Here is a 21213-nt window from a genome sequence, read left to right on the forward strand (position 1 = left end):
TAAATTTCAGATAATAGAAATACAGCCAACTGATAACTGGTAAAAGGAAAAAAACTGCGAAAACGAAATCGCTGTTCCGGAGATGTTGGGAAAGCGGAAATTTTATATCAAACCAATGATCACAAAATTATTCCAGGGGAGATATAAAAAAGGACTACCAGCAGCATTAGTGATGCGAAGAAATATGTTTTCATAATCGTTGATCCATCCTGCCATCCGTAGAAGGCATCACTGCTCAGTTTTAAAATCAGCGATCCTTCGGTTAACTCAACATTAAGTTTTATTGCTTAACGCTGTCATAACATTACGCCGTTTCCTTTGCATAAACTCTTACAATGAAAGCGATCGTAAAATTTGTACCGGTAATGATGGCCGGCCTCTCCCTCTTCAGCAGCTGCAGTGATGACAACAATACCAATGGCGATACTACGCCGGTGTATCCTGCCATGGCATACGACAAACACCCCAAAGTGCTGGCCACCACACCGGGTGGAATAGTGTTGAACAATGGCGGTTATGGCTCGTCGATGGTGCAGGACCCGAACGATAAAGCTGTATTTTATCTCCTTACCGACCGTGGCCCGAATGTAGCTGAAGCTGCTACCAACAGTATCATGATCGCAACGCCGGACTTTGTTCCGCAGATTGGCAAGTTTCGTTTGAAAGGAGACTCCCTCACATTTGAAGGCAGCATCTTTTTAAAGAATAGCGCAGGGGCAAATCTGAATGGCCTGCCAAACCCTGTAGGAGCAGGCTCTACCGGCGAAAACCCGATGGATCTCAATGGCAACCCGCTGCCAGTCAGCGGAGATGGCCTGGATTCGGAAGGAATGGCCATGGCACCCGATGGTTCTTTCTGGATCAGCGATGAATACGGCCCTCACCTCCTCCATGTAGACAATACCGGTAAAACGATTGAAAAAATAAACCCGTTCTCTACCGGTTCCCGCAAGCTGCCACTGGTACTTGCAAAGCGCCGCCCCAACCGTGGTATGGAAGGGCTTACCATTACACCCGATGGAAAAACGTTGGTAGGTATCATGCAATTCCCTTTGTACAACCCGTCTTCAGCAGCAGTAGCGAATTCGCTGGTGATCCGCATCGTTACATTTGAAATTGCCACCGGCGCCACCAAACAATTTGTGTACATGATGGACAATCCTTCCCTGCAGGCGGTGAGTGAGATCACGGCCATCAACAATACTACTTTCCTGGTGCTCGAAAGGGATGGGCTGTTTGCTACCAACGCCAACCGCTCCACTGTATTCAAAAAAATATTCAAGATCAGCCTTACCGGCGCCACCGATATTTCCGATCCGGCAAACGCGGCTAACGGGAAATTATATGCCGGCAAAACTGTAGAAGAATTAAAAGACCTGGCTACCCTTACGGCAAATGGTATTACACCGGTTTCCAAAACCGTAGTGGCCGACCTGATGACAGATATCCCTACCCTGTATCCACACGATAAAGCAGAAGGATTGGTGATCATCAATTCCACTACCCTCGCCGTTTCCAACGATGATGATTTCGGGATCACCGGTGCCAACAGGGTCTACAGCGCAAAGGTCCTCGCCGGCTCGGGCCAGGTAGACAGGAATGGTATTTACTTTATAAAACTTTCCACGCCGTTATTTTAAGTTGAAAAAAAATGCAAAAGATCCATCTGTAGATCACAGATGGATCTTTTGCATCATAGCCGATCCCTGAAGCGAAAATTAAAGAACTGGCCATCATCATTAACTATTTAAAGGAGCACAGATTAAATGAACCTCCAAACAAAAACGCATTGCTTTGGAAAAAGTATATGTCAACTTAAACCCTGATATTGATGCCAGTTGGGAAAACAATGAAAATTTGTTGACCTGGCTTAAAAGATTTTCAAAAAATTACGTAAAGTAGTGATGGCTAAAATTTAGAACAGTCGCTGTTGACACTTCATTACTTTGCATAACTATTTACTTTGCCAGTGAGTCTTGGGCATATTCAACTATTTGTTTATCACCATCCCCCTTCCATATTTTTATATATATAAATGCTGCCAGAGGGAATACAACAAATTGAACAAGCGTTACAATTATGCTTTCATAAACATTGAACCGGTCTCCGCGTTTTGAAATCAACAACTGATCTCCAATCGGGCCCTGAGAAAAGATGATCGTATTTATAAAATTCCATCCAAAATGCAAGCCTATTGGTAGGTACATCGACCTTGTTTTGGCAAAAGCCAGCGCGAATATGTAACCCATAATTCCGGTGCCAATAAAAAGACAGGCCATAGATACCCAATTACCAAACGCCCCCATCGAAAACCAATGATAAACGCCAAAGCAAATGGCAGATAGCATACAAGCTTTTTTTGCACCTATTTTTTTTATTGCGATGTAGAGCAGTGCGCCTCTAAAAATCAGTTCCTCATACAACACCGATTGCATGACCCACCAACTGCCTGAAAAAAATCCAGGCCAGGTAAATGCCTTATTAAGCAGCCATGTAGAGCCCGAAAAAACAGTTTGCAAATAGTAGTTAAAGGCACAAATAATTATGGCTATCGCAAACCCAACAAATACCTGCGTTGTAGTTTTTGTAGTGGGGAGCAGGCCCAATGCCCGGGGATCTTTCCTATCAAATAATGACAACAATACCCAGCTGATGGATAGTTGCACTAATAAGCCATTGCTCTGATAAAAGCCCGCGGCCAATAACACAATGGACGGAATAAATTTGATAATTAATGAATGTTTTGTGATCATGGTTTTAGAAATCAGTCTTTTTTACACCGAGAAATTCGCCATTGCTATAGATAAAAAGCTGCTCCACCTTACCCTGGTTATTCCTTATAAATTCAGCCCGTATTTCTCCTGATTTAAACCGGTCTTTTGCCACCGGGAAAATCTCAAAATCCGACTGTCCGAAAATTTTAACTGATAACTTAGATTGCTTTAAAGTAACTGCAATCCCTGCTGAATCTTTCAGATTGACTTTATAAACTCCCTGATATTCCTTTTTCAAGGTATCTGTCATAGTAATTACCGGCTGTGATGAAAAAGGTTTTGATAGTGGTTGGTGGTAGATAATATTAACGATGTTCCTAACCAGCCCTCCTACACTACTGTTATTTGAATTACTTAAAGCAATTACACATACATCATCGGCCGGAAAGCGATTGATATTTGATTTATAGCCGTTGATATTACCATCATGAGAAACCCGTTGCTTGTTGTACAACGAATCGGTAAACCAGCCGTAACCATAAGGACCTGCATCTTTTTGATAGGCCAATTTAAGCGAGGATAAAGAGAGGAATTTCCCTTTTTGTAAGGCTTGATGCCATTTATATAAATCTTCTACCGTGCTATAGATGGCGCCGGTTGAATAAGAAATGGATGGATGCACTTTATAAGCAGGCATTTGAAAGTTTTTAAAATACATATTGTATCCCTGGGCAAGTTTCGGAGTTTGGATAACGGGAGGCCCGTAAGTAGTGTTCTGCATATCATGAGGCTGAAAAATCAAATGCTTCAGCGCAAGCGCGTACGATTCGCCGGTGATTTTTTCTATGATATAGCCCAGCATGGTATAGCCCGAATTGCTATAGCGGAATTTAGTACCGGGCTCAAAATCAAGCGGCTTATTTTTAAAAAACAAAATCATTGCTGACAAGGTAACCTCTTTAGACTGGTCCATTTTTTGAAAATCTGGATCATCGGTGTAATTTGATAGCCCGGAGGTATGGGTTAATAAATGATGAATAGTGATTTTATCTCCGTTAGGGAAATCGGCGTAATACTTACTTAGCTTATCTGTAACAGATAGCTTTTTACTTTCCTCTAATTTAAGGATCAGCGCAGCAGTAAAGGTTTTTGTAAGCGATGCGATATTAAAAATTGAAGTAGCATCATTAGGGATTTTTTTTTCTGCATCCCTATAATTAAACCCTTTTTTTAATAAGATCTTTCCATCGCTGGCCACTAAAACTGTTCCGGTAAATTCTGAATTATCGCTGTAACGTGTTACAAGGCTGTCAATACGCTGCGACTGGTTTTGTGAAAACACCGTGCCTGATAATATGATCAGGTTAAGCAATAAGATGAGTTTCTTCATGTCTGGGTTGGTTATGATCCAAATAGACAAGCTTTTGGTCAGTCTATAAAATCAAAACAACGGGTAGCTGATTATTTTAGATGAAGGGCCATATATTACCCAACGAAGATTTTCCGGGGTGGCACTGACGATTTAGTTGCCTGTAAAAAGGCATTCATCGAAAAATACGGTATATTAGTCGTATTAATTTAGTTGCCGGTTTGGTTTATCTGAAGTTAGCGAAATGGATATTGAAACATTAAGTGAAAAGCTTCGCTACAACAAAGGCTTACGCATAGCTGCGCATATGCTTTTCTGGACATTGTTAGCGGCAATTTCCTGGCATAGCATGGCCATATCCTTTAATTCGTATAACCAGCTTGGTAATGGGTATATCCTGTTGATTTCTGCAAGTGGTACCATCTGCGAGGTGCTGGTTTACTACCCGCTGGTTTATTTCGTTTTTCCCGATCTGTTTAAAAAATCGAAGGTATTTGCCGGGATACTGGCAGTGCTGTGTTTAATTTTATTTTATACCTGGTTAAGCACCTTGGGCGAGTCGTTTATTTTATTGAATTGCGAGAGCTGTACGCAGGTTTTAAAGGCAAATAACATAGGATATTACAGCTTTTTACATCAGGACTTAGGTAACCGCATGCTTGCCAAGCTATTAAGTCTGGGGGTAGTGTTCGGGTTGATCTTTGCAATAAGTATTCCTTTAAGTGTCAAGTTTGCTTTGCAGGCTTTTCGCCAGCAAATAGTATCGGCAAAAATTGCACGGCAAAATATCGAACTGGAATACAATTTTCTTAAATCGCAGGTCCATCCGCATTTTTTATTCAATTCGTTAAACAATATTTACGGGTTGATCTTAAAAAACGAGAACAATAAAGCTGCCGAAACGGTAGCAAGGCTTTCTGAATTTATGAGGTATACCTTGTATTACTCTACCCAGGATAAAATGCCTTTAGAAAAAGAAATACAATTATTAAAAGATTATATCGAACTGGAATCTATCAGGCTTAACCATACAAAAGTTAACTTAGCATTGAATGTAGACAGCTATGAATATGATTTCCCATCGCTATTATTGATGCCTGTTGTTGAAAATGCTTTTAAGTACAATGCTGATACGGCCAATACCTGCATCACCATACAATTAGCTATTCAGGATAATAAATTAAATTTCAGCATAGAAAATACCGTTGACGAAAACTTGCTGCTTAAGGTAACCGGCGGAATTGGGTTGCAGAATCTCAAAAAACGCCTTGACTTGTACTATCGCGGCAAATACAAGTATGAAACGGTGGCAACAGACACAACTTATACAGCAATTTTAAATATCGACTTATGAACCTGATCAATTGCATAGTTGTAGATGATGAGCCTATTGCCAGGGATATTTTAACCAACCACATTGAAGTTACTGCCGGCATACAACTGGTTAAAAGCTGCATCAACGCATCGGAAGCCTATGAGGGCTTACATCAGCATAAGGTTGATCTGATTTTTCTCGACATCCAAATGCCGGTAATCACCGGGGTCGACTTTTTACGGTCGTTGCGCAACCCGCCTTTAGTGGTATTTACAACCGCATACCATAATTACGCGGTTGAAGGGTTTGAACTAAACTCCGTTGATTATTTACTAAAACCTGTTACCTACGATCGCTTTTATCAAGCCATACAAAAAGTAAAGGAACGTGTAGCTTACAGAAACACTCAGCCGCAAACTGCCCCTGCCTTGCCTGCAGATTATATTTTCATCAAGCAGGATACTAAGCTGGTTCGCGTAAACCATAATCAAATCAGCTATATACAAGCCGAAAAAGACTATAGCTCTGTCTATTTGAACGATGATAAGCGCCTGTTTGCAAGCATGCATTTAAAACTGTTTGAAAACGCCTTACCTAAAACTCAATTCCTGCGAATACACAGGTCTTATATCATCCATCTATCTAAAATTAAATCTATTAAAGGAAACATGGTTGAATTTGAAAAGATTGAGATACCGATTGGAGCAAATTATAAAGAAGGACTATTTGCGGCTCTAGGGATATGATTTTAGCTACATCTACACTGTCCTGAAGTCAAACGCTAAAGGGTTTCAGGTGTATCATAACGGGAAAGAGCCCAATCTCCATTGGGTTTTACTTCACCAGTAGTCCAGCTGTTTCCGTTCTTATCTTCGTAGACATTACCAATAAACTTCCGGGTGATATTTGGTAACTGCACTAGCATTATGATACCAGTTGGGAAACCAATGAAAATTTGTTGACCTGATTTAAAAGATTTTAAAAAGTTATGTAAAGTAGTGATGGCTAAAATGTAGAACAGTCACCATTGATACCTGGAACTGAAAATGTACTTTGCATATAAATAAATTTAGAAGCGACAGAGAGTGGCGCATATCACTGGCCAAAAGGAAACGGAATAAATGGCCGATATAACTCGCCCTTGGAACACGATTGCTGATGGATGCAAAAGTGATCAGCGAAGATTCATTTCCGAAAGTAGCCCGGTATATTACGGCTAATTTCAGAACGCACAAAAAAGAGAACTTATCACTCGACAGCTTCCGGAAGAAGTCATACGATTTTGAAAAAAGTGTAGTGAACAGGATCAAGGACAAGATCATCCTGCTGATGAACCTGGCGCAGCGGTTTTAAAAATGATCACCGGCAGTAGTCCGGGTCAACAAAGCCGCATACAAACCAGGTGTTTATCAAACCTACTGATATGGTCATGGAAGACAATAAAAATTCGCCGCCAGGCAAATCCGTATCCTGTAGCGACATGCCCATATTATCAAATAAATAATTCTCTGAATCCCTTGTTGTTTTTCGGGAATCGCATTATTTTCCCTCTATGAAAAAGAAAAAATCCAAGACAATTAAAGCAATTGTCGACAGGCACCTGGAGGATAAAAACGATGTCATTCGGGAAGAGGATATGAAAAAAATCAAGCTGGGAGTGGAGGACGAAGATCCGTTAGAACTGGATGAGAAGCGTGAGCGAAAGAAAAATGAAATTTCAGCGCAGGGTATTCACGGCCAAACTTCCTCATACGACATTCTTGATTCGGAGGCCGATTAATCCTGATGATTTCTCCATATACGAAAGGACCGGATACCCGGCCCTTCGTTGTTATTGCAACAGCCTGCACTACAGCACCTGAAACTGCAACACAGGGTATTCAAACCCGTTTTCGTCAGTAAGTTTCAACAGGTAGGAGCCTGCTGAAAGGTTTTCTATACCATATTTAAACTGATCAATATTGTTGAGTGTCTGCACACGGGTACGAATATACTGCCCGTTTGCGCCGAACAGGTGGAGTGTGTAACGCCCGGAAAAAACACCCTCCGTTCGCCTGACAGATAATTCCCTTTGCTGACTGAGCGCAGGGTTGGGAAAGAGGATAAGTTTATATGCAGCGTTGACGGGCGTGCATCCGCCGGCTATCTTTTTTACTGTGGTTAATTGCTGCCTTCCGTCGAGGTCTACCGACCTCACCCTGAAATACAAGGCAGCAACATCTTTATACCGCCCCTCGAGGGAAAATAAGAACCTGTACATCGACAGCCCCGCGGGGTTCAGGGAAGCTTTTCGCTCGAATTGTATTCCATCGGTGCTTACTTCCAACTCATAACTCTTCAGATTGATCTCATTTTCTACATATAAAGTGATGGCCGCTGTACATTCTTTTTTTGTTACGGTCAGATCTTTGAAAGTTACCGGAACAGGACCAGCTGCCACGATCGTATACGGAATGAAACTGGTATTGTTGCTCCCGTTTTCGTCAGACAGGTTGATCTGTGTATTATGATTGGTGACCAGGAAATTGGTAGTGATAGTGGAATTTCCGAGTATGACCCCCTTAACGTCGAGGAGCAGGGTATCTTCAAACTCTTCAGGCAGCGCTGCATATAAGTCTCCCATGACCTGCAACTGCCCGCTGTTTATTTCGGATGTCCAGTGAAAATAATTGCTCAGGCGTGCGTTTGCCAGGTCAAATGCGGGATCGAGGAGCATTTTTGACCCGAGCCCGATCTTGATCTTGCAGGTGCCCGATGGCAGCCCGTTTACAAGGTTGCGGTTGAGGATGGGAACTTTTATGGTAAAGGTAAGGTCTTTACCCAGCAGCGCCGGGTCGGCAGGCAGGAGGAGGCTGTTGAATAGGCGCATAGGGTTCACCGAGGGATCGGCTATTACCTGGGCCTTTACCCCGGCCGAAGCGACGAGGAGCAGGATGATAAAAAATAAATTTTTCATATACTTTTTTTAAACTGTATTAGTAAACCCTGGTGATCCTGTAGCGCTGCCTGCCCAACGTAAGGGTATCGTAACTATAAAGAATGGCAGTGTTCAACGCAGGAAGAACGGTAGTATTGATGGAAACCCCGGTACCATTGTTATAAACAAAATCAGTAAGAGCATCCCTCACTTCTATGTTGTATGTGGCGCCGATCCTGGCTTCGTAAAATTTTGTCACTTCATTCTGATGCAGGACGACCGTATCATAACTTACCCCGCCGCCTGCACCTGGTACGTTTTTCCGGATAATACATTTTATGGAATCGTAAAATTGTAAAGTGGCAGAAGGTAGTGTGGCTATCGGCTGCGGCCTCACATACTGGAAGCGGATTTTGGAATTACCTGCCAATGGCGGTGTTTCATCCGGAACACCTGGCACTACCGGTTGTGTTCCGGCGGATAATTGTACGATGGGTATGATATGGGATCCAATGCTCAATCCCATCGTGCTGTCTACGTACAACTGACCGGTAATGGCATTGTATACTTTCAGGGTAGCGGAAGTGTCTTCCACAAAAGTGAAGTTCTGCGTAAATTCTTTGCCTGATTTTAAGCTATCGGTTACGAGTTGGCCATCCACAACGATCCTGAACCTGAAACTGTCAATCGTGAATGCGGTGAACTTATAACGCCCGCTGAATGGTTCAACAATGGGATCCCCCTTTTTTGAACATCCTTCAAAAAATAACAACCCGAGGGAAACCAGTAACAATATTATCCGAAACCTTCTTTGCATATGAATTCATTTTAAGATCGCGTGAACCTTCGTATTACATTTTTGTAAAACTGACCGTCTCTTTTTTCCCGGCGTTCTCATACACCAGATAATAGTTTCCTTTCGACAGCCTGCTGATATCCAGAGACGTTTGAAATGCCCCCCTGGCCACCTGCTGAGACAATATCCTTGCGCCAGAAATACTATAGACTGAAATGGAACCGGCTGCTACAGCCGGAGAATGACTGATGGCTATTTTATTGGTAGCGGGATTGGGGGACACTAGGAGTTTTGCCGGTTCTTTTCCATTGACGATGGCGATGTTGCTGTACGATAACTTCCCATCGTTGTCAACAATTTTCAACCGGTAATAAGTTACGCCCGGATGCAGTTCGTCGTTTGTTTCGTAGTTGCCGGCTATGCCCTTAGCGCCCAGGCTGTCGACCCTATTGTAAGTAGTAGCATTGAAAGAGCGTTCGACGATAAAATATTTTGTGTGTTGTTCGAGGCTGGTAGCCCATTTGAGCAACACTTTATTTTCCGGCATTGCACTGGCTGTAAACCTGAGCAGGGTTACCGGCAAGACACCTGTGGGGGTGCAGGTGAGTACGATGGCATTCAATCCTCCATTTGCATTGACCGTGCTAGCTGAGCCGAAGGTTCCGTCAGCAGATAAACATGCCCTGAGTTTACTCCCATCCGTGAGTGAAAACTCAGCAATACTCCTGATCCCCCCGGCAAGGTTATTGGGTATGATGGTACCCCAGACTTTATCCTGCCCATCCACATTGTCGCCGTAAAACGGTGCATACCCTTCATTGGTAACATCGGGGTTCAACGCACTCAGGTTCCTGGTACCATCGCTTTCGATAAAACTTCCGGATACGGGCCTTCCGGTACCATCGGCATTATCATAAAGTAATACAAAGTTTTTAGCGGTATATTGAGAGATTGCCGTACTCCTTAGCCCTGTACCCTGGTTGGGTGCAGTGCCCCAGCCCAGCACTGTTACGGGATTAGGGTTGGTGATCCTGGTTACTACGGCAGCCCCGTTGTTTCCGTTGTTTAAAAATATTCTCCAGTACAAACTTGTACCGGGTGCAAAATTGATATCACTGGATGGTTCCAGTACACACCAGGTTGTAAAGCTTCCTGTAGCGTCGGTAGTGGCAGTCTGGTATCTTCCTGCCACCGAAAGCGTTGCGGAAGTAACACGTTGAAAATTGCCTGTCTGGTTTACTACAATGTAACCACCTACGCCGGTATTGCCGGAAGGTGCATTACCAAATAAAGAATAAAAACGATAGGTGGCATTTGGCGTAAGCCCGTCCACCTGCATCCGGCATACAAAAGGAACTTTCCGGTCGTCGGGTGGATTGGCACTCCCCACTCCCTGCACATATTGTGGCAGGCTGATCTCCGTTACAGATGGTTGGGCAAATGCGGAAACCGAGAAAAATAAACAAATCATGGATACAATCTTTTTCATAAAATTTGATTGATAAAGTCGATAAAATATTGTTGAACTATTAATCCTGTAAAATGCTGATCGGGTTATTTTCCGGAAGGGATATTGAATGAAAGTAAAACTAGCTGTTCTGTAAAGCCGTGTTGTTATTGAACTATCACCAATTTGTTATTTCCCACCGGCCTGGTGGTTCAAACAAAAGAAAGAAACATGCACGAAACTTGTCCATGCATGTTCTTCCACTTTTTGCTTAAAGATCCAGGGCTGAGTTTATAATTTTTCCAGGCTTAATACTGCCGACTGGGACCCATCAAGATTGACTACTTTGATCAGGTATTTTCCTGCTGACAGATTACTTAATTCGTACCTGTAGCTTGGTACATTGTTCAAGGTAGCTTCCCTTGTTCCGATGATCTTGCCAGCCATATCTACGGTAATGAATTTGTACTTTCCGGCAAATTCTCCATTGGTGGCACGGATCGTTACAAACTTAACAGAGCTGGCAGGATTAGGATATACACCCAGTGTCCAGCTTCCATCGCAATTTCCATCGATGGTTTTTGCCTGCGTGTATTTTGTTTCCCCACTACGGTATACAGTTTTTATACGCACATATAACACTTTGCTCTGCAAATTCCTGCTGATCACGAAAGTGCTGTTGTAAGCATTCTGGTTGCCTGCTGCCACTGTGGATACTTTTTCATAAGCCGTACCATCTTTGCTTACCTCTACCTCATAACCGCTGATGTTGATTTCCCTGTTTATTCCAAAAGTCACGTTAACAGAACAACCGGCACGTTTTGCATCGAGCAGTGTAGTGATGGCGCCCGGTGCTGCTACGTTTCCGACCGTATATTTCAGGAAAGCAGCATTGTTTGATCCGTCCTCATCAGACAGGGTTGACAATGTATTGTGGTTGGTGATCAGGAAATTGGCCGTAATGGTTGATTTCCCCTGTGCAGTACCTTTTATTTTGAACGCCACATTTACCTCCGCAAAATTTGCAGGAAGCGGGTTTACCAGGTCGCCTACCAGCATGGTTTGTCCGCCGTTTGTATAAGCCGTCCATTTGAAATAATTGCTCAATTCGGTAGCATTAAGATCGAAGGATGGATCTAATGCCAGCTTTGAGCCAAGGCTGATCTTGATCTTTGCACTGCCTGCGGGAGTTGGTTTGCCATGGTTGCTGCTGGCTACCGGCACTTTAAGCCTGATAACCTGATCGGGCTGCAAAAAATTTTCGTCCAGGTCATATCCGGCCACATCGGTGATAACGATCCTGCCGAGTTTGGGATCCTGTATCACAGGTTTGATCTGTGCCACCCCGGCCAGAGATGCTGCCAGCATTACTCCCACGATAGCTACCTTCAGGCTGTAACGGGTATTTTTAAAAAATGATTTCATAAAAAAGATTTTGATATTTTTTAATAGCAAGGGGAATGGATCCCCTTGCTGATTATGGGTGATTATTCTGCCGCCAGGATCACTGAATTCAGATTATTACTAAGATTCAGTTCGCCATTCGATTTTCTCAACCTTGCACTCAATGTAAATGTAGAAACGTCGGTAGTGTTACGTGTTAACGTGACAGCTACGTTCACCCTTTGATTACACAATAAAGTACCCGGAGTAGAAGGGCCGGCCGGATCGGTAAGGATGATCGATACAAATGAAGGATCAGAGTTATCGATTTTCCAGCGGGCATTATCCAATGTGTAAGTAGTGCCACTTACCACCGTGCTGAAGGTAGCGGAGTTGAAGCTGATGGTGAACCCGGATACTTTGGTGATACGGATGGTATCGCCTACAGATGGATTACCGGCTATTTCAGTTACGTTGTATACGATGGTTTGCGAACTTCCCGCTGCGGTAAACAAGCTGCCGGTAATATCTGAACCTAAAGAGATATCAGGAGCAGTACCGGTTGGCTGTGTGATAGTAGCGGTAGTAGTTGCGGTACAACCATTGGCATCTGTTGAAGTGATGGTATAGTTACCAGCCATGAGGCCGGTGAAGATACCTGTATTGGCACCAGTGGTATTTACTGTAGGGCCTGCTATTACATAAGTGTAAGGAGCAGTACCACCTGCTGAGGCCACAGTAACCGAACCGGCATTTCCGCTGTTACAGATATTGTTTACTGTACTGCTCACGGCAGCTGTAAGTACCAAAGGCTGAACAATGGTAACGTTCACTACATTAGAACAGGTATTGCCTGCATCGCCGGTGGCAGTGGCTGTAACGGTATATACACCCGGAACAAGGCCTGTATTTGATACGATCGCGTTAGCCGCATTTCTGATCACAACTGTTGCACCAGGGCTGGCCACCGCATTGATGATACCATTTCCGGCACCATTACAGGTAACGTTTACCTGGGTGGTAGTAACTGTTACAGGCAGGGTATATTGTAAAGTAGCTGCATTGTTCTGCAGATCTTCATCCTGCAGGATGGCGAGTGTGTTTACAATGTTGATGTTGGTAGAAACATTTGCAGTACAAGAGAATTCGCCCCTTACATCGAATGACAATGTACCGGTGAAATCAGCAGGGATGTCTGCTATCTGGGTACCTGTGATCACTACGCTGTCTGCTACCACCTGGCTTGTCCAGGCGAAGTAATTATTCAATGGCGCTGTAGCCAATGAGAATGCAGGATCAAGGATCAATTTGCTGCCAAGGTTAACCCTTACCGTGATAGTTCCATTTGGAACGATCGTGGTCTGGTTCAGGTTATAGAATGGCACATTCAATTTGTAAGCCTGCGTGAACAAAAGTGTATTGGCACTTTGTGAAACACCAGCCAGTGTGGTGAAGTTCATCTGTCCTACTGCAGGGTCGGCGATGGTGGCTGCCGCGAATGGGGTACAGCTGACTACCTGCGGTGTGAGGCCACCGTTGGTATTGGCAGTTGCAGCAGTTCCAAACACACCATCCGCAGAGGTACACCTGTTTACAAATGCACCGTCTGCCAGCGTATACTGCGTAATATTTCTGATACCTGTTGAAAGGTTATTTGGAATGATCGTTCCGAATGCACCCGCTACACCGTCTACGTTGTCACCATAAAAAGGAGCATACCCTTCGTTGGTTACATCCGGATCGAGGGCACTCAGGTTCCTTGTTCCGTCACTTTCTACAAAAGTGCCTGCTTCAGGTCTTCCTGTACCTGCTTCATTGTTATAAAGCATGATGAAGTTTTTTGGGGTGTATGCTGCATTGGTTGCACGCACACCTGTACCCGTGGTAGTGGTGGTACCGAAAGCAAGTACGGTAACAGGAGCAGTTGAAGTTGTCCTGGTAGCCACGGTGGTACCATTGCTGCCGTTGTTCAGGAACACCCGCAGGTATAACTGGTTGCCTGGTGTAAATTCAACCTGGCTCGAAGGTTCAACGATGAACCATGCTGTTGCCGATCCGCTTGCATTAGCGGTAAGTTGTCCGTACCTGCCGGCTACTGCCAGGGTGGGAGCGGTTACCCTTGAGAAGTTGCCGGTTTGGTTGGCTACAATATATGCTCCGCTTCCGCCACTTCCGTTGGTTGGGTTGATCACAAACTGGTTGTAATACCGGTAAGTAGCATTTGGTGTAAGGCCATTGATGGTCATACGTGCCGCAAAGGGGACTTTCCTGTCGTCTGATGGTTCACCTGAACCTACGCCCTGTACAAATTTTGGTAGCAATACTTCAGCTACCGTAGCGCAACCTGTTGGTGCTGCTACATTGATAGTAGTGGTAGCAGTTGCGCCCTGCGCATCTGTTACTGTATAGGTATACGACCCGGCCGCAGTGATCGTTTTAGCGCCGGTTCCTGAATAAGGGGCTACACCACCCGAAGCTGTTACTGTAACGATACCAGACAAAGCACAACTGAATGCGGTAGTAACAGAAGAAGCCGCTGTCAGAGGGCCGGGAGCTGTTAAAGTTACCGAAGAGGTAGTAACGGTACAACCCCTTGCATCAGTAACCGTAATGGTGTATGATCCTGCAGAAAGGCCGCTGAATGCGCCTGATGTAGCACCCGTGGTATTTACGGTAGGACCTGAAATGGTGTATGAGTAAGCCGCTGTTCCACCTGTGGTGGTAGCGGTAATAGTACCAGTGCCACCTGCAGTAACGATAGGAGAAGTGACAGCAGCGGTGGCAGCCAGTACAGCCGGTGCTGCCGCTACTGTGACAGGGGAAGTAGTAATGGTACAGGAATTAGCATCTGTTACTGTGAAAGTATACTGACCGGCAGTAAGCCCGGTAAAGATCCCGTTGGCCGCGCCAGTGGTATTTACCACAGGGCCCGATGCTATCACATAACTGTACGCCCCCGTACCACCCGTAGCAGTTACGGTACCAGTTGTTGAACCGCCAAAGCAGGCGATGGTACCCGCAACAGCTGAAGCCGACAAGGCTGCTGTTGGTTGGCTGACAGTGGCGGTAGCAGTGGCTGAACCACTTGCCGCATCGGTCACAGTAACTGTATATGCACCCGCTGCAAGTCCTGTAAATACGCCTGTGGTAGCACCGGTAGTATTTACGGTAGGGCCTGCAATAGTGTAGGCATATGGAGGTGTGCCCGCGGTACCGGTTGCTGTTACCGTACCTGTGCTTCCACCAAAGCAAGCTACATTTGTTGCTGTAGCAGCAGCACCAAGTGCCGGTGCCACCGGCGAACATGAAAGGGTGAGCGCTGTAAGGCCTGCCGCAGCATTGGCGGTATTGGTAGAACCATATACCCCATTTGCAGCTGTACAGCTGTTCAATAAGGCACCGTTGGCAAGACTGAATTGTGAAATATTAGCGATCCCGTTTGAAAGATTATTAGGGATGATAGTACCCCAGGCACCGTTCACACCATCTACGTTGTCGCCATAAAAAGGCGCATAACCTTCATTGGTTGGATCAGCATTCAATGCACTCAGGTTCCTCGTGCCATCGTCTTCAACAAATGTTCCTGTTTCAGGCCTTCCTGTACCGGCCACATTGTCCCACAACAGGACAAAGTTTTTGGCGGTATAAGAACCGGTATTCGTATTTCTCAAACCCGACCCTTGTGTAGCACCACTACCCCATCCCAGCACAGTTACAGGGTTAGCGGCGGTAATCCTTGTTACCACTGCACTACCGTTGTTACCATTGTTCAGGAATATTCTCCAGTAAAGTGTGCTGCCCGGGGCAAAGCTGATATCACTTGATGGTTCGATGATGAACCAGGCGGTGAAACTGCCCGAGGCATCTGCCGTAGCGGTCTGGTATCTTCCTGCCACCGCGAGTGTAGCTGCGGTTACCCGCTGAAAATTACCCGACTGGTTTACGACAATATATGCACCCACACCAGTATTACCGGTAGGCTGGTTCCCAAATAAAGAGTAGTACCGATAAGTGGCATTCGGCGTAAGGCCGGTTACCTGCATACGCGATACATAAGGTACTTTGCGGTCGTCGGGCGGGTTGGCATTACCAACGCCCTGCACGTACTTCGGCAAGTACACTTCTGTTACTGCAGGCTGGGCAAAAGATGCCACCGACAGCAACATGAAAAGAGCAATAAAAATCTGTTTCATATAATTTTTTTAATATTTTTTAATCTCAATTCATTTATTGGAAGTCTGTCCATTTTGTCCATATCCTTGCCCAGTTGGTATTGGCAGGGAATGCGCCACGGTAAGGAACCACCTGGAAGAAGTTAACCGGTGTTCCTGTGAACCCGCTGAAATTTGCACCTGTTTTTATTTCTGCCGGCGAATCAAATGTTGGACGAAAATCAGGTGCCGCACCTACTACAAATGGATTTGCGAGTTCGATACCGAGGTTAGAAAAATCTTCATTGCCCAGGATCTCAAGGTTGGTTGCAGGGATGCTTGCACCACCATCGGTAACTTTAAATCCGTGCACAACATTATACTGGAAATTGGCAGCATCGGCCTGGGTCAATGCACTTTCAAACAACACACCGGTATTGAACCCCATATAAATGGAATTACGCACAGTGTAGCTACTCTGCCTTCTGAAACGTGCACCGTTCAATATCCTTTTACCAACTCCCGGAACCGTACCGGCTGTAAGTGAATCGATAAAACCTATCACCGTCATGTTGGAGATTTTCGCATTGGTACGTGGGCTGGCATTCGCTGTACCTGTTCCTTCGTTATCGCTTTCGATACCGTTTGGATCAGAAGAGTAAGAAGGCTTTTCAGGTTTCAATAATGAAACACAAAATTGCAGGTTACCACTATACCCAAAATCGAAATCGAATGCATCATCATCCGGCGCGAGTGCCACGAGGTGTTTGGCATTTACCGTTCCGCCAAAAAATTCGAATGCATCATCCGCGCCATACATTACCTGGATGAAATCCAGTTCGGTTCCACGTCCTACAGAACCCAATGTCAAACCATTCAATTCATTTGCAGGAGAAATGGCTGCACCAGCGTATTCGATACGGCAATAGGTCATGAAGCCTGAACTTTCATCCGGTAATCCCGGAGAAGGAACACCACCAACGGTAGCGGGGATGGGGCCATAGTTGAAATCTGTTCCTGCCGGCAGGTTCGTACTGCTGCCATCGATCCCTTCAATTGCAGGATTAGTAGTCCTGTTGTTGGGAGCCCTTCCTAAAATTACAATTCCACCCCAGTCGCCACTGGAAGGTACCGGTTGGTTTGAAGTAAACACAATAGGGTTCGTGTTGGTACCATTCGCTTCTATCTGGCCCCCACGTGAAATCAGAATACAGCTCGCATTGGTGTTCGGCAGTATCTTATTTGCCTTCAGCAGTGTGCCTGCTTCAATCTGTAATACACCTCCGTCTTTTACCACCACTTTACCGTTGATGATGTAAGTATTGGCTGCCTCACATAAGTAAGGCGAATTGCTCGCATCAATAACAGTGGGCAATGTAACAGTTGTCTGCGCTATAGTTTTACCGAACGTAAAAGAAGCGAGAACGAGTGCCGCAATTTTTAAGAAATTCTGTTTCATAATTAGTTTTTAATTAGTTTGTTTTAATTGATCTGCTCAAATCAAAAAATCAGGTCGTTTGTAATTTTGTATGAAATGTCTGTACTGTTGTTGGTGTGTTTCAGAAGATGCATGTTGAGTTTTCTGTCATAGTTTTTTAAATGGTTTTTAGAATTAAAGAATTAATATTTCGCTCAATTCAATGGGTTAAAATTTATAGGAAACACTGAGGGAGTAATTAACTCCGGGTTTCACCTGGTAGTTTACAAAATCGGTGGCCGCGTTGAACCGGTCGCCCTTCGGATCGTCGTACACATTGCCACCTTTATCGATATTGCTATAGATAATAAATGGCTGATTCAGTAAGTCGCCAATGTTAAACCGGGCAATCATCTTTTCTTTGAAAAATTTCGCATTCAGCTGCAGGTCGAGAATACTTCTCGGCTTTTCGTACTGCGTCAGGTATGCAGATTCCCTGCCGGCGTTGATGATCTTCCTGCCCGAGCGGTTGAAGGAAACGCTCACGCCCCATCGTGGCTGGTCGTAGTAAAGCCCCGCATTCAGCAGAAAAGGCGCGAGCCCCTGGATCGGGCGATTTTGCCCGGGGAGTGATGTATCCCCCGTTTTCACCGTCCCCTTCAGGTAGGTGTAATTGAAACTTACCGTACACCTTTCGAGAATTTTTGAAGCACCGTTGATGAACCCCATACTTTTCCTGATATCCACTTCAAAACCTTTGGCATCGGCCCGGGGTTTATTGGTATACTCTACGAAGCTGCTTGGATTATCTACCTGAAAATCCCGCTCAACCGCATTCTTAAAATCCTTATAGAATAAAGAAAAGGATAAGACTTCACCGCCTGCAGGATAATATTCGAACCGCAGATCGTAATTTTTAACGGTAGTAAGTTTAAGCCCTTCATTACCCCTTATCAATACCTGGTCCGCAAAGTCGTAGTACCGCACATATGTACGCTCTACAAAGTCCGGCCTCGATAAGGTTTTGCTGAATGCTGCCCTGATATTTATCTTATTGCCCAGGCTGTAGATAACATTCAAAGAAGGCAACCAGTTTTTTTCACGAAAAGAATTGGTGGTATCTACTGAAGCAGAACTTGAGTCGACGGTAGAATATTTTGCGGTAGTGATGTTCATTGAATTATTTTCATTACGGATACCTCCCGTCAGGCGCAGTTTTTTAAACACTTTAAGATCCAGCATCGCATAGAAAGAATTGAGCTCCTGTATACCTGTGTAAGCGTCGCCGGTGCTGGTACTGGTAGCATATGCAGGGTTGTAATAAAAATCCCCCTGCTCCAAACCTTCAGGCGTTACCAACAGATAGTAAGGGGTATACCCATATTTGGGATTCAGGTTGGGCTCCCTTCCCCTCGCAAGGATACGCAGGCCGGTATTGGCAAAGTCGGCCTTGCGCCTCGAATAAGCATATCCCATTTTCAATATTTCTTTTTCCTTTTTAAACAAAAAGGGAATTGATATATTGGCACCTGCGTTGTTACGTTTTTCCTTGAACTGGCTTGAAAACAGCCCCCCACCTATCAGCTGCAATTCTTTGAAGTCGTAAGAATATGCCCCCGTAGAAAGGTCAGTATTGAGAAGGTACCGTGAATCCGGCTGCTCCCTTTTAAAGGTAATATCATCCGCATACCAATCTATTTTGAGCCCCCCTGTAGTAAGGGCATGTTCCCCTTCTAACCTGGACTGAAACAATCTGGATTGTAATGTAACGTCTGCAAACCTTCTTTCATCAGCCCTGGCAGCACTCTCATTAAGCCCGGTGCGATCATCTACCTGGTTGCTGTATTTTTTGTTGAACAGGTTCTTCCAGGCAACACGATGTTTTTTTGTTTTATAAGATGCATTCAAAATACCCCCGATAGTGGTGTTGTATTTATAACGTTTTGTATGTACATCGTAGTTGGTAGGATTTCTTGCTTCTCCTTCTTCGTAAAGCTGGTCGTTGCGGTACGTAAGCGCCGCAATCACTCCAAGTGAATTACTGTTTTTGAAACGTTTTGCCAGCCCGCCATTTACCTGGTAGTTATGAACGGGCGTGTAGGCATACTTGTAAAACTGCCAGCGATTTGGGATACTTCGGGTAGCAGCTCTCATCGCCATCGTATCCGCGGGCAATGAATAAGCCGCTTTGAAAAAACGAAATGCATCAAATGCCCGGCCTTTTCCAAACCACAACCGGTTATCATCCACTTTTGCCAGGTGGGCCTGTTTGTCTCTCTGGAAACCTACGAATTCTTTTCCGGCACTTTCCGTATTGAAACCCGTGCCGATATTTATTTCAATAAAGTTTTTTGAAGGAACATCTTTTGTATTTACCTGTACAAGGCCACCCGTAAACTCACCGGGCAGATCAGGAGACGCTGTTTTGTATACCACTACATTATCAACAAGGGAAGAAGGGATAATATCGAAGCTGAAATTTCTTCTGTTGGGTTCAGAACTTGGTAAAGTAGAACCGTTGATCTGTACATTGTTGTAGCGGTCGCTTACGCCACGGATGGTTACGAATTTACCTCCCTGTACGTTTACCCCGCTCACCCTGGCCAGCGACTGTCCGATGTTGTTATCGGGCGTCCTTTTCATCAATTCGGCACTGATGCCATCACTTACTGTGATGCTGTTTTTTTGCACACGGAGTAAACCGCTCGCGGTCTCTTTTTTCAAGGAAGAAGTAACTACGATATCCGTCAGATCGTTACTTTTTTTATGATTTAATATGATGGGTAATACTGTTTCCGAACCGGCTTTGATGATGACATCTGTTACTGCTTTTTTCTCAAAACCTACAAAACTGATATTAACCGTATAACTGCCTTCCGGAAGGGCTAATGCAAACTCACCCGATACGGATGATAAGCTTGTTTTATGCAGTGAAATAATTTCAACAGTTACACCTGCCAGCGAAAGGTTATTTTCGTCTTTAATTGTTCCTGCCAATAAACCCGCCTTTGACACCTGGGCATGCAGATGATCGCTGATCAATAGCAACAGCGAACAGCAGATCAATATTAAAATCCTTCTTTTTTTAAAGCATTTGAAAGGTTCAATTAAGTACATAGTTCTGGCGTTTACCATTTTTGAGAATGATATCAATACACTCACAGTAAGTGAAAATGACGTGTTTCTACCCGATCAGTGTGGGAGGTTAATTCTAGGATTGGAATTTCTAAATGGGCTGAAAAACAAAAAAATAAATGCGGATTTGAGGCGCGTTTATTTCCAGAACAAACTTATAATAAATAGTTAAAGTTGCATGTTACCAAAACAGCATGATAGCGTTAACCTAAAATTGCGTAATTGTTAAGAGTGCTATGAAAGGCGCATGACCATTGGCTTTTACGGAGAGTACAGTCTTTTTGATTTGAACTTTTATCTTTTTCTGTCTCAATGACATAAGTTGTCTTACTTCAATTTTCATTTTCCTGAACTGCCTTGTGAGAGAAGAAATTTCATCAAAGGACGAACCGTACTTTTTATAAATTTCAGTCAGCTTTTTTTTGCGTGCGGCAATTGCGGCGATGTCTTCAGCTGAAGCGCCGGGAGCCGGAGACTCGAGCAACGAGGAAAGTTGCTCCTGCATTATTTTGTAATCGAAGAGTGGAATACCCTGCATGATTGGCAAGTTTTATTGGGAGCGCTATATT

General features: G+C 44.4%; 15 protein-coding genes. 5 read left to right on the forward strand and 10 right to left on the reverse strand.

Going from position 1 to position 21213, the window contains the following annotated elements; translation table 11 throughout:
• Nucleotides 1-335: 335 nt before the first annotated feature.
• Complete coding sequence (locus tag EGI32_RS13155; protein WP_255155825.1) at nucleotides 336-1640, forward strand: esterase-like activity of phytase family protein; 1305 nt, start codon at nucleotides 336-338, stop codon at nucleotides 1638-1640.
• Between the two features lie 318 nt (nucleotides 1641-1958).
• On the opposite strand, the gene EGI32_RS13160 is transcribed toward EGI32_RS13155, so the two are convergent.
• Both EGI32_RS13160 and EGI32_RS13165 read right to left on the reverse strand, forming a co-directional pair.
• Nucleotides 1959-2753 (reverse strand): CPBP family intramembrane glutamic endopeptidase, encoded by a 795-nt coding sequence (locus EGI32_RS13160; RefSeq protein WP_255155826.1) that lies wholly within the window; start codon nucleotides 2751-2753, stop codon nucleotides 1959-1961.
• Nucleotides 2754-2757: 4 nt separating this feature from the next.
• Complete coding sequence (locus tag EGI32_RS13165) at nucleotides 2758-4104, reverse strand: serine hydrolase (RefSeq protein WP_255155827.1); 1347 nt, start codon at nucleotides 4102-4104, stop codon at nucleotides 2758-2760.
• 223 nt (nucleotides 4105-4327) lie between these two features.
• On the opposite strand from EGI32_RS13165, the gene EGI32_RS13170 reads away from it, so the two are divergent.
• The 4 genes from EGI32_RS13170 to EGI32_RS13185 all read left to right on the forward strand — a co-directional run bounded on the left by EGI32_RS13170 (nucleotide 4328) and on the right by EGI32_RS13185 (nucleotide 7178).
• On the forward strand, nucleotides 4328-5437 hold the full coding sequence (locus EGI32_RS13170; protein ID WP_255155828.1) for a sensor histidine kinase: 1110 nt from the start codon (nucleotides 4328-4330) through the stop codon (nucleotides 5435-5437).
• Complete coding sequence (locus EGI32_RS13175) at nucleotides 5434-6144, forward strand: LytTR family DNA-binding domain-containing protein (protein WP_255155829.1); 711 nt, start codon at nucleotides 5434-5436, stop codon at nucleotides 6142-6144. The genes EGI32_RS13170 and EGI32_RS13175 overlap by 4 nt, the downstream gene beginning before the upstream one ends.
• 412 nt (nucleotides 6145-6556) lie before the next feature.
• A complete protein-coding gene (locus EGI32_RS13180; RefSeq protein ID WP_255155830.1) occupies nucleotides 6557-6751 on the forward strand; it encodes a hypothetical protein in 195 nt (64 codons plus the stop codon).
• 199 nt (nucleotides 6752-6950) lie between these two features.
• Nucleotides 6951-7178: a hypothetical protein gene (locus EGI32_RS13185; protein ID WP_255155831.1), complete on the forward strand. Its 228-nt coding sequence runs from the start codon at nucleotides 6951-6953 to the stop codon at nucleotides 7176-7178.
• 69 nt (nucleotides 7179-7247) lie between these two features.
• Here EGI32_RS13185 and EGI32_RS13190 read toward each other — a convergent pair whose 3' ends face one another.
• The 8 genes from EGI32_RS13190 to EGI32_RS13225 form a co-directional block, all read right to left on the reverse strand.
• Complete coding sequence (locus EGI32_RS13190; protein WP_255155832.1) at nucleotides 7248-8354, reverse strand: T9SS type A sorting domain-containing protein; 1107 nt, start codon at nucleotides 8352-8354, stop codon at nucleotides 7248-7250.
• A 19-nt stretch (nucleotides 8355-8373) separates the two neighbouring features.
• Nucleotides 8374-9132 (reverse strand): hypothetical protein, encoded by a 759-nt coding sequence (locus EGI32_RS13195; protein ID WP_255155833.1) that lies wholly within the window; start codon nucleotides 9130-9132, stop codon nucleotides 8374-8376.
• A gap of 34 nt (nucleotides 9133-9166) precedes the next feature.
• Nucleotides 9167-10600 carry a T9SS type A sorting domain-containing protein gene (locus EGI32_RS13200; RefSeq protein ID WP_255155834.1) on the reverse strand — a complete coding sequence of 478 codons (1434 nt, stop codon included), beginning with the start codon at nucleotides 10598-10600 and terminating at the stop codon, nucleotides 9167-9169.
• A 249-nt stretch (nucleotides 10601-10849) separates the two neighbouring features.
• Nucleotides 10850-11983, reverse strand: coding sequence for a T9SS type A sorting domain-containing protein (locus tag EGI32_RS13205; protein ID WP_255155835.1), 1134 nt, complete (start codon nucleotides 11981-11983; stop codon nucleotides 10850-10852).
• A gap of 62 nt (nucleotides 11984-12045) precedes the next feature.
• Nucleotides 12046-16134, reverse strand: coding sequence for a SprB repeat-containing protein (locus EGI32_RS13210; protein ID WP_255155836.1), 4089 nt, complete (start codon nucleotides 16132-16134; stop codon nucleotides 12046-12048).
• Nucleotides 16135-16168: 34 nt separating this feature from the next.
• Nucleotides 16169-17551 carry a hypothetical protein gene (locus tag EGI32_RS13215; RefSeq protein ID WP_255155837.1) on the reverse strand — a complete coding sequence of 461 codons (1383 nt, stop codon included), beginning with the start codon at nucleotides 17549-17551 and terminating at the stop codon, nucleotides 16169-16171.
• 186 nt (nucleotides 17552-17737) lie between these two features.
• Nucleotides 17738-20626 (reverse strand): TonB-dependent receptor, encoded by a 2889-nt coding sequence (locus EGI32_RS13220; protein ID WP_255155838.1) that lies wholly within the window; start codon nucleotides 20624-20626, stop codon nucleotides 17738-17740.
• Between the two features lie 226 nt (nucleotides 20627-20852).
• On the reverse strand, nucleotides 20853-21182 hold the full coding sequence (locus EGI32_RS13225) for a hypothetical protein (protein ID WP_255155839.1): 330 nt from the start codon (nucleotides 21180-21182) through the stop codon (nucleotides 20853-20855).
• Between the last annotated feature and the right edge of the window lie 31 nt (nucleotides 21183-21213).

The organism is Ferruginibacter sp. HRS2-29, from assembly GCF_024343615.1.
Classification (GTDB): Bacteria; Bacteroidota; Bacteroidia; order Chitinophagales; family Chitinophagaceae; genus Ferruginibacter.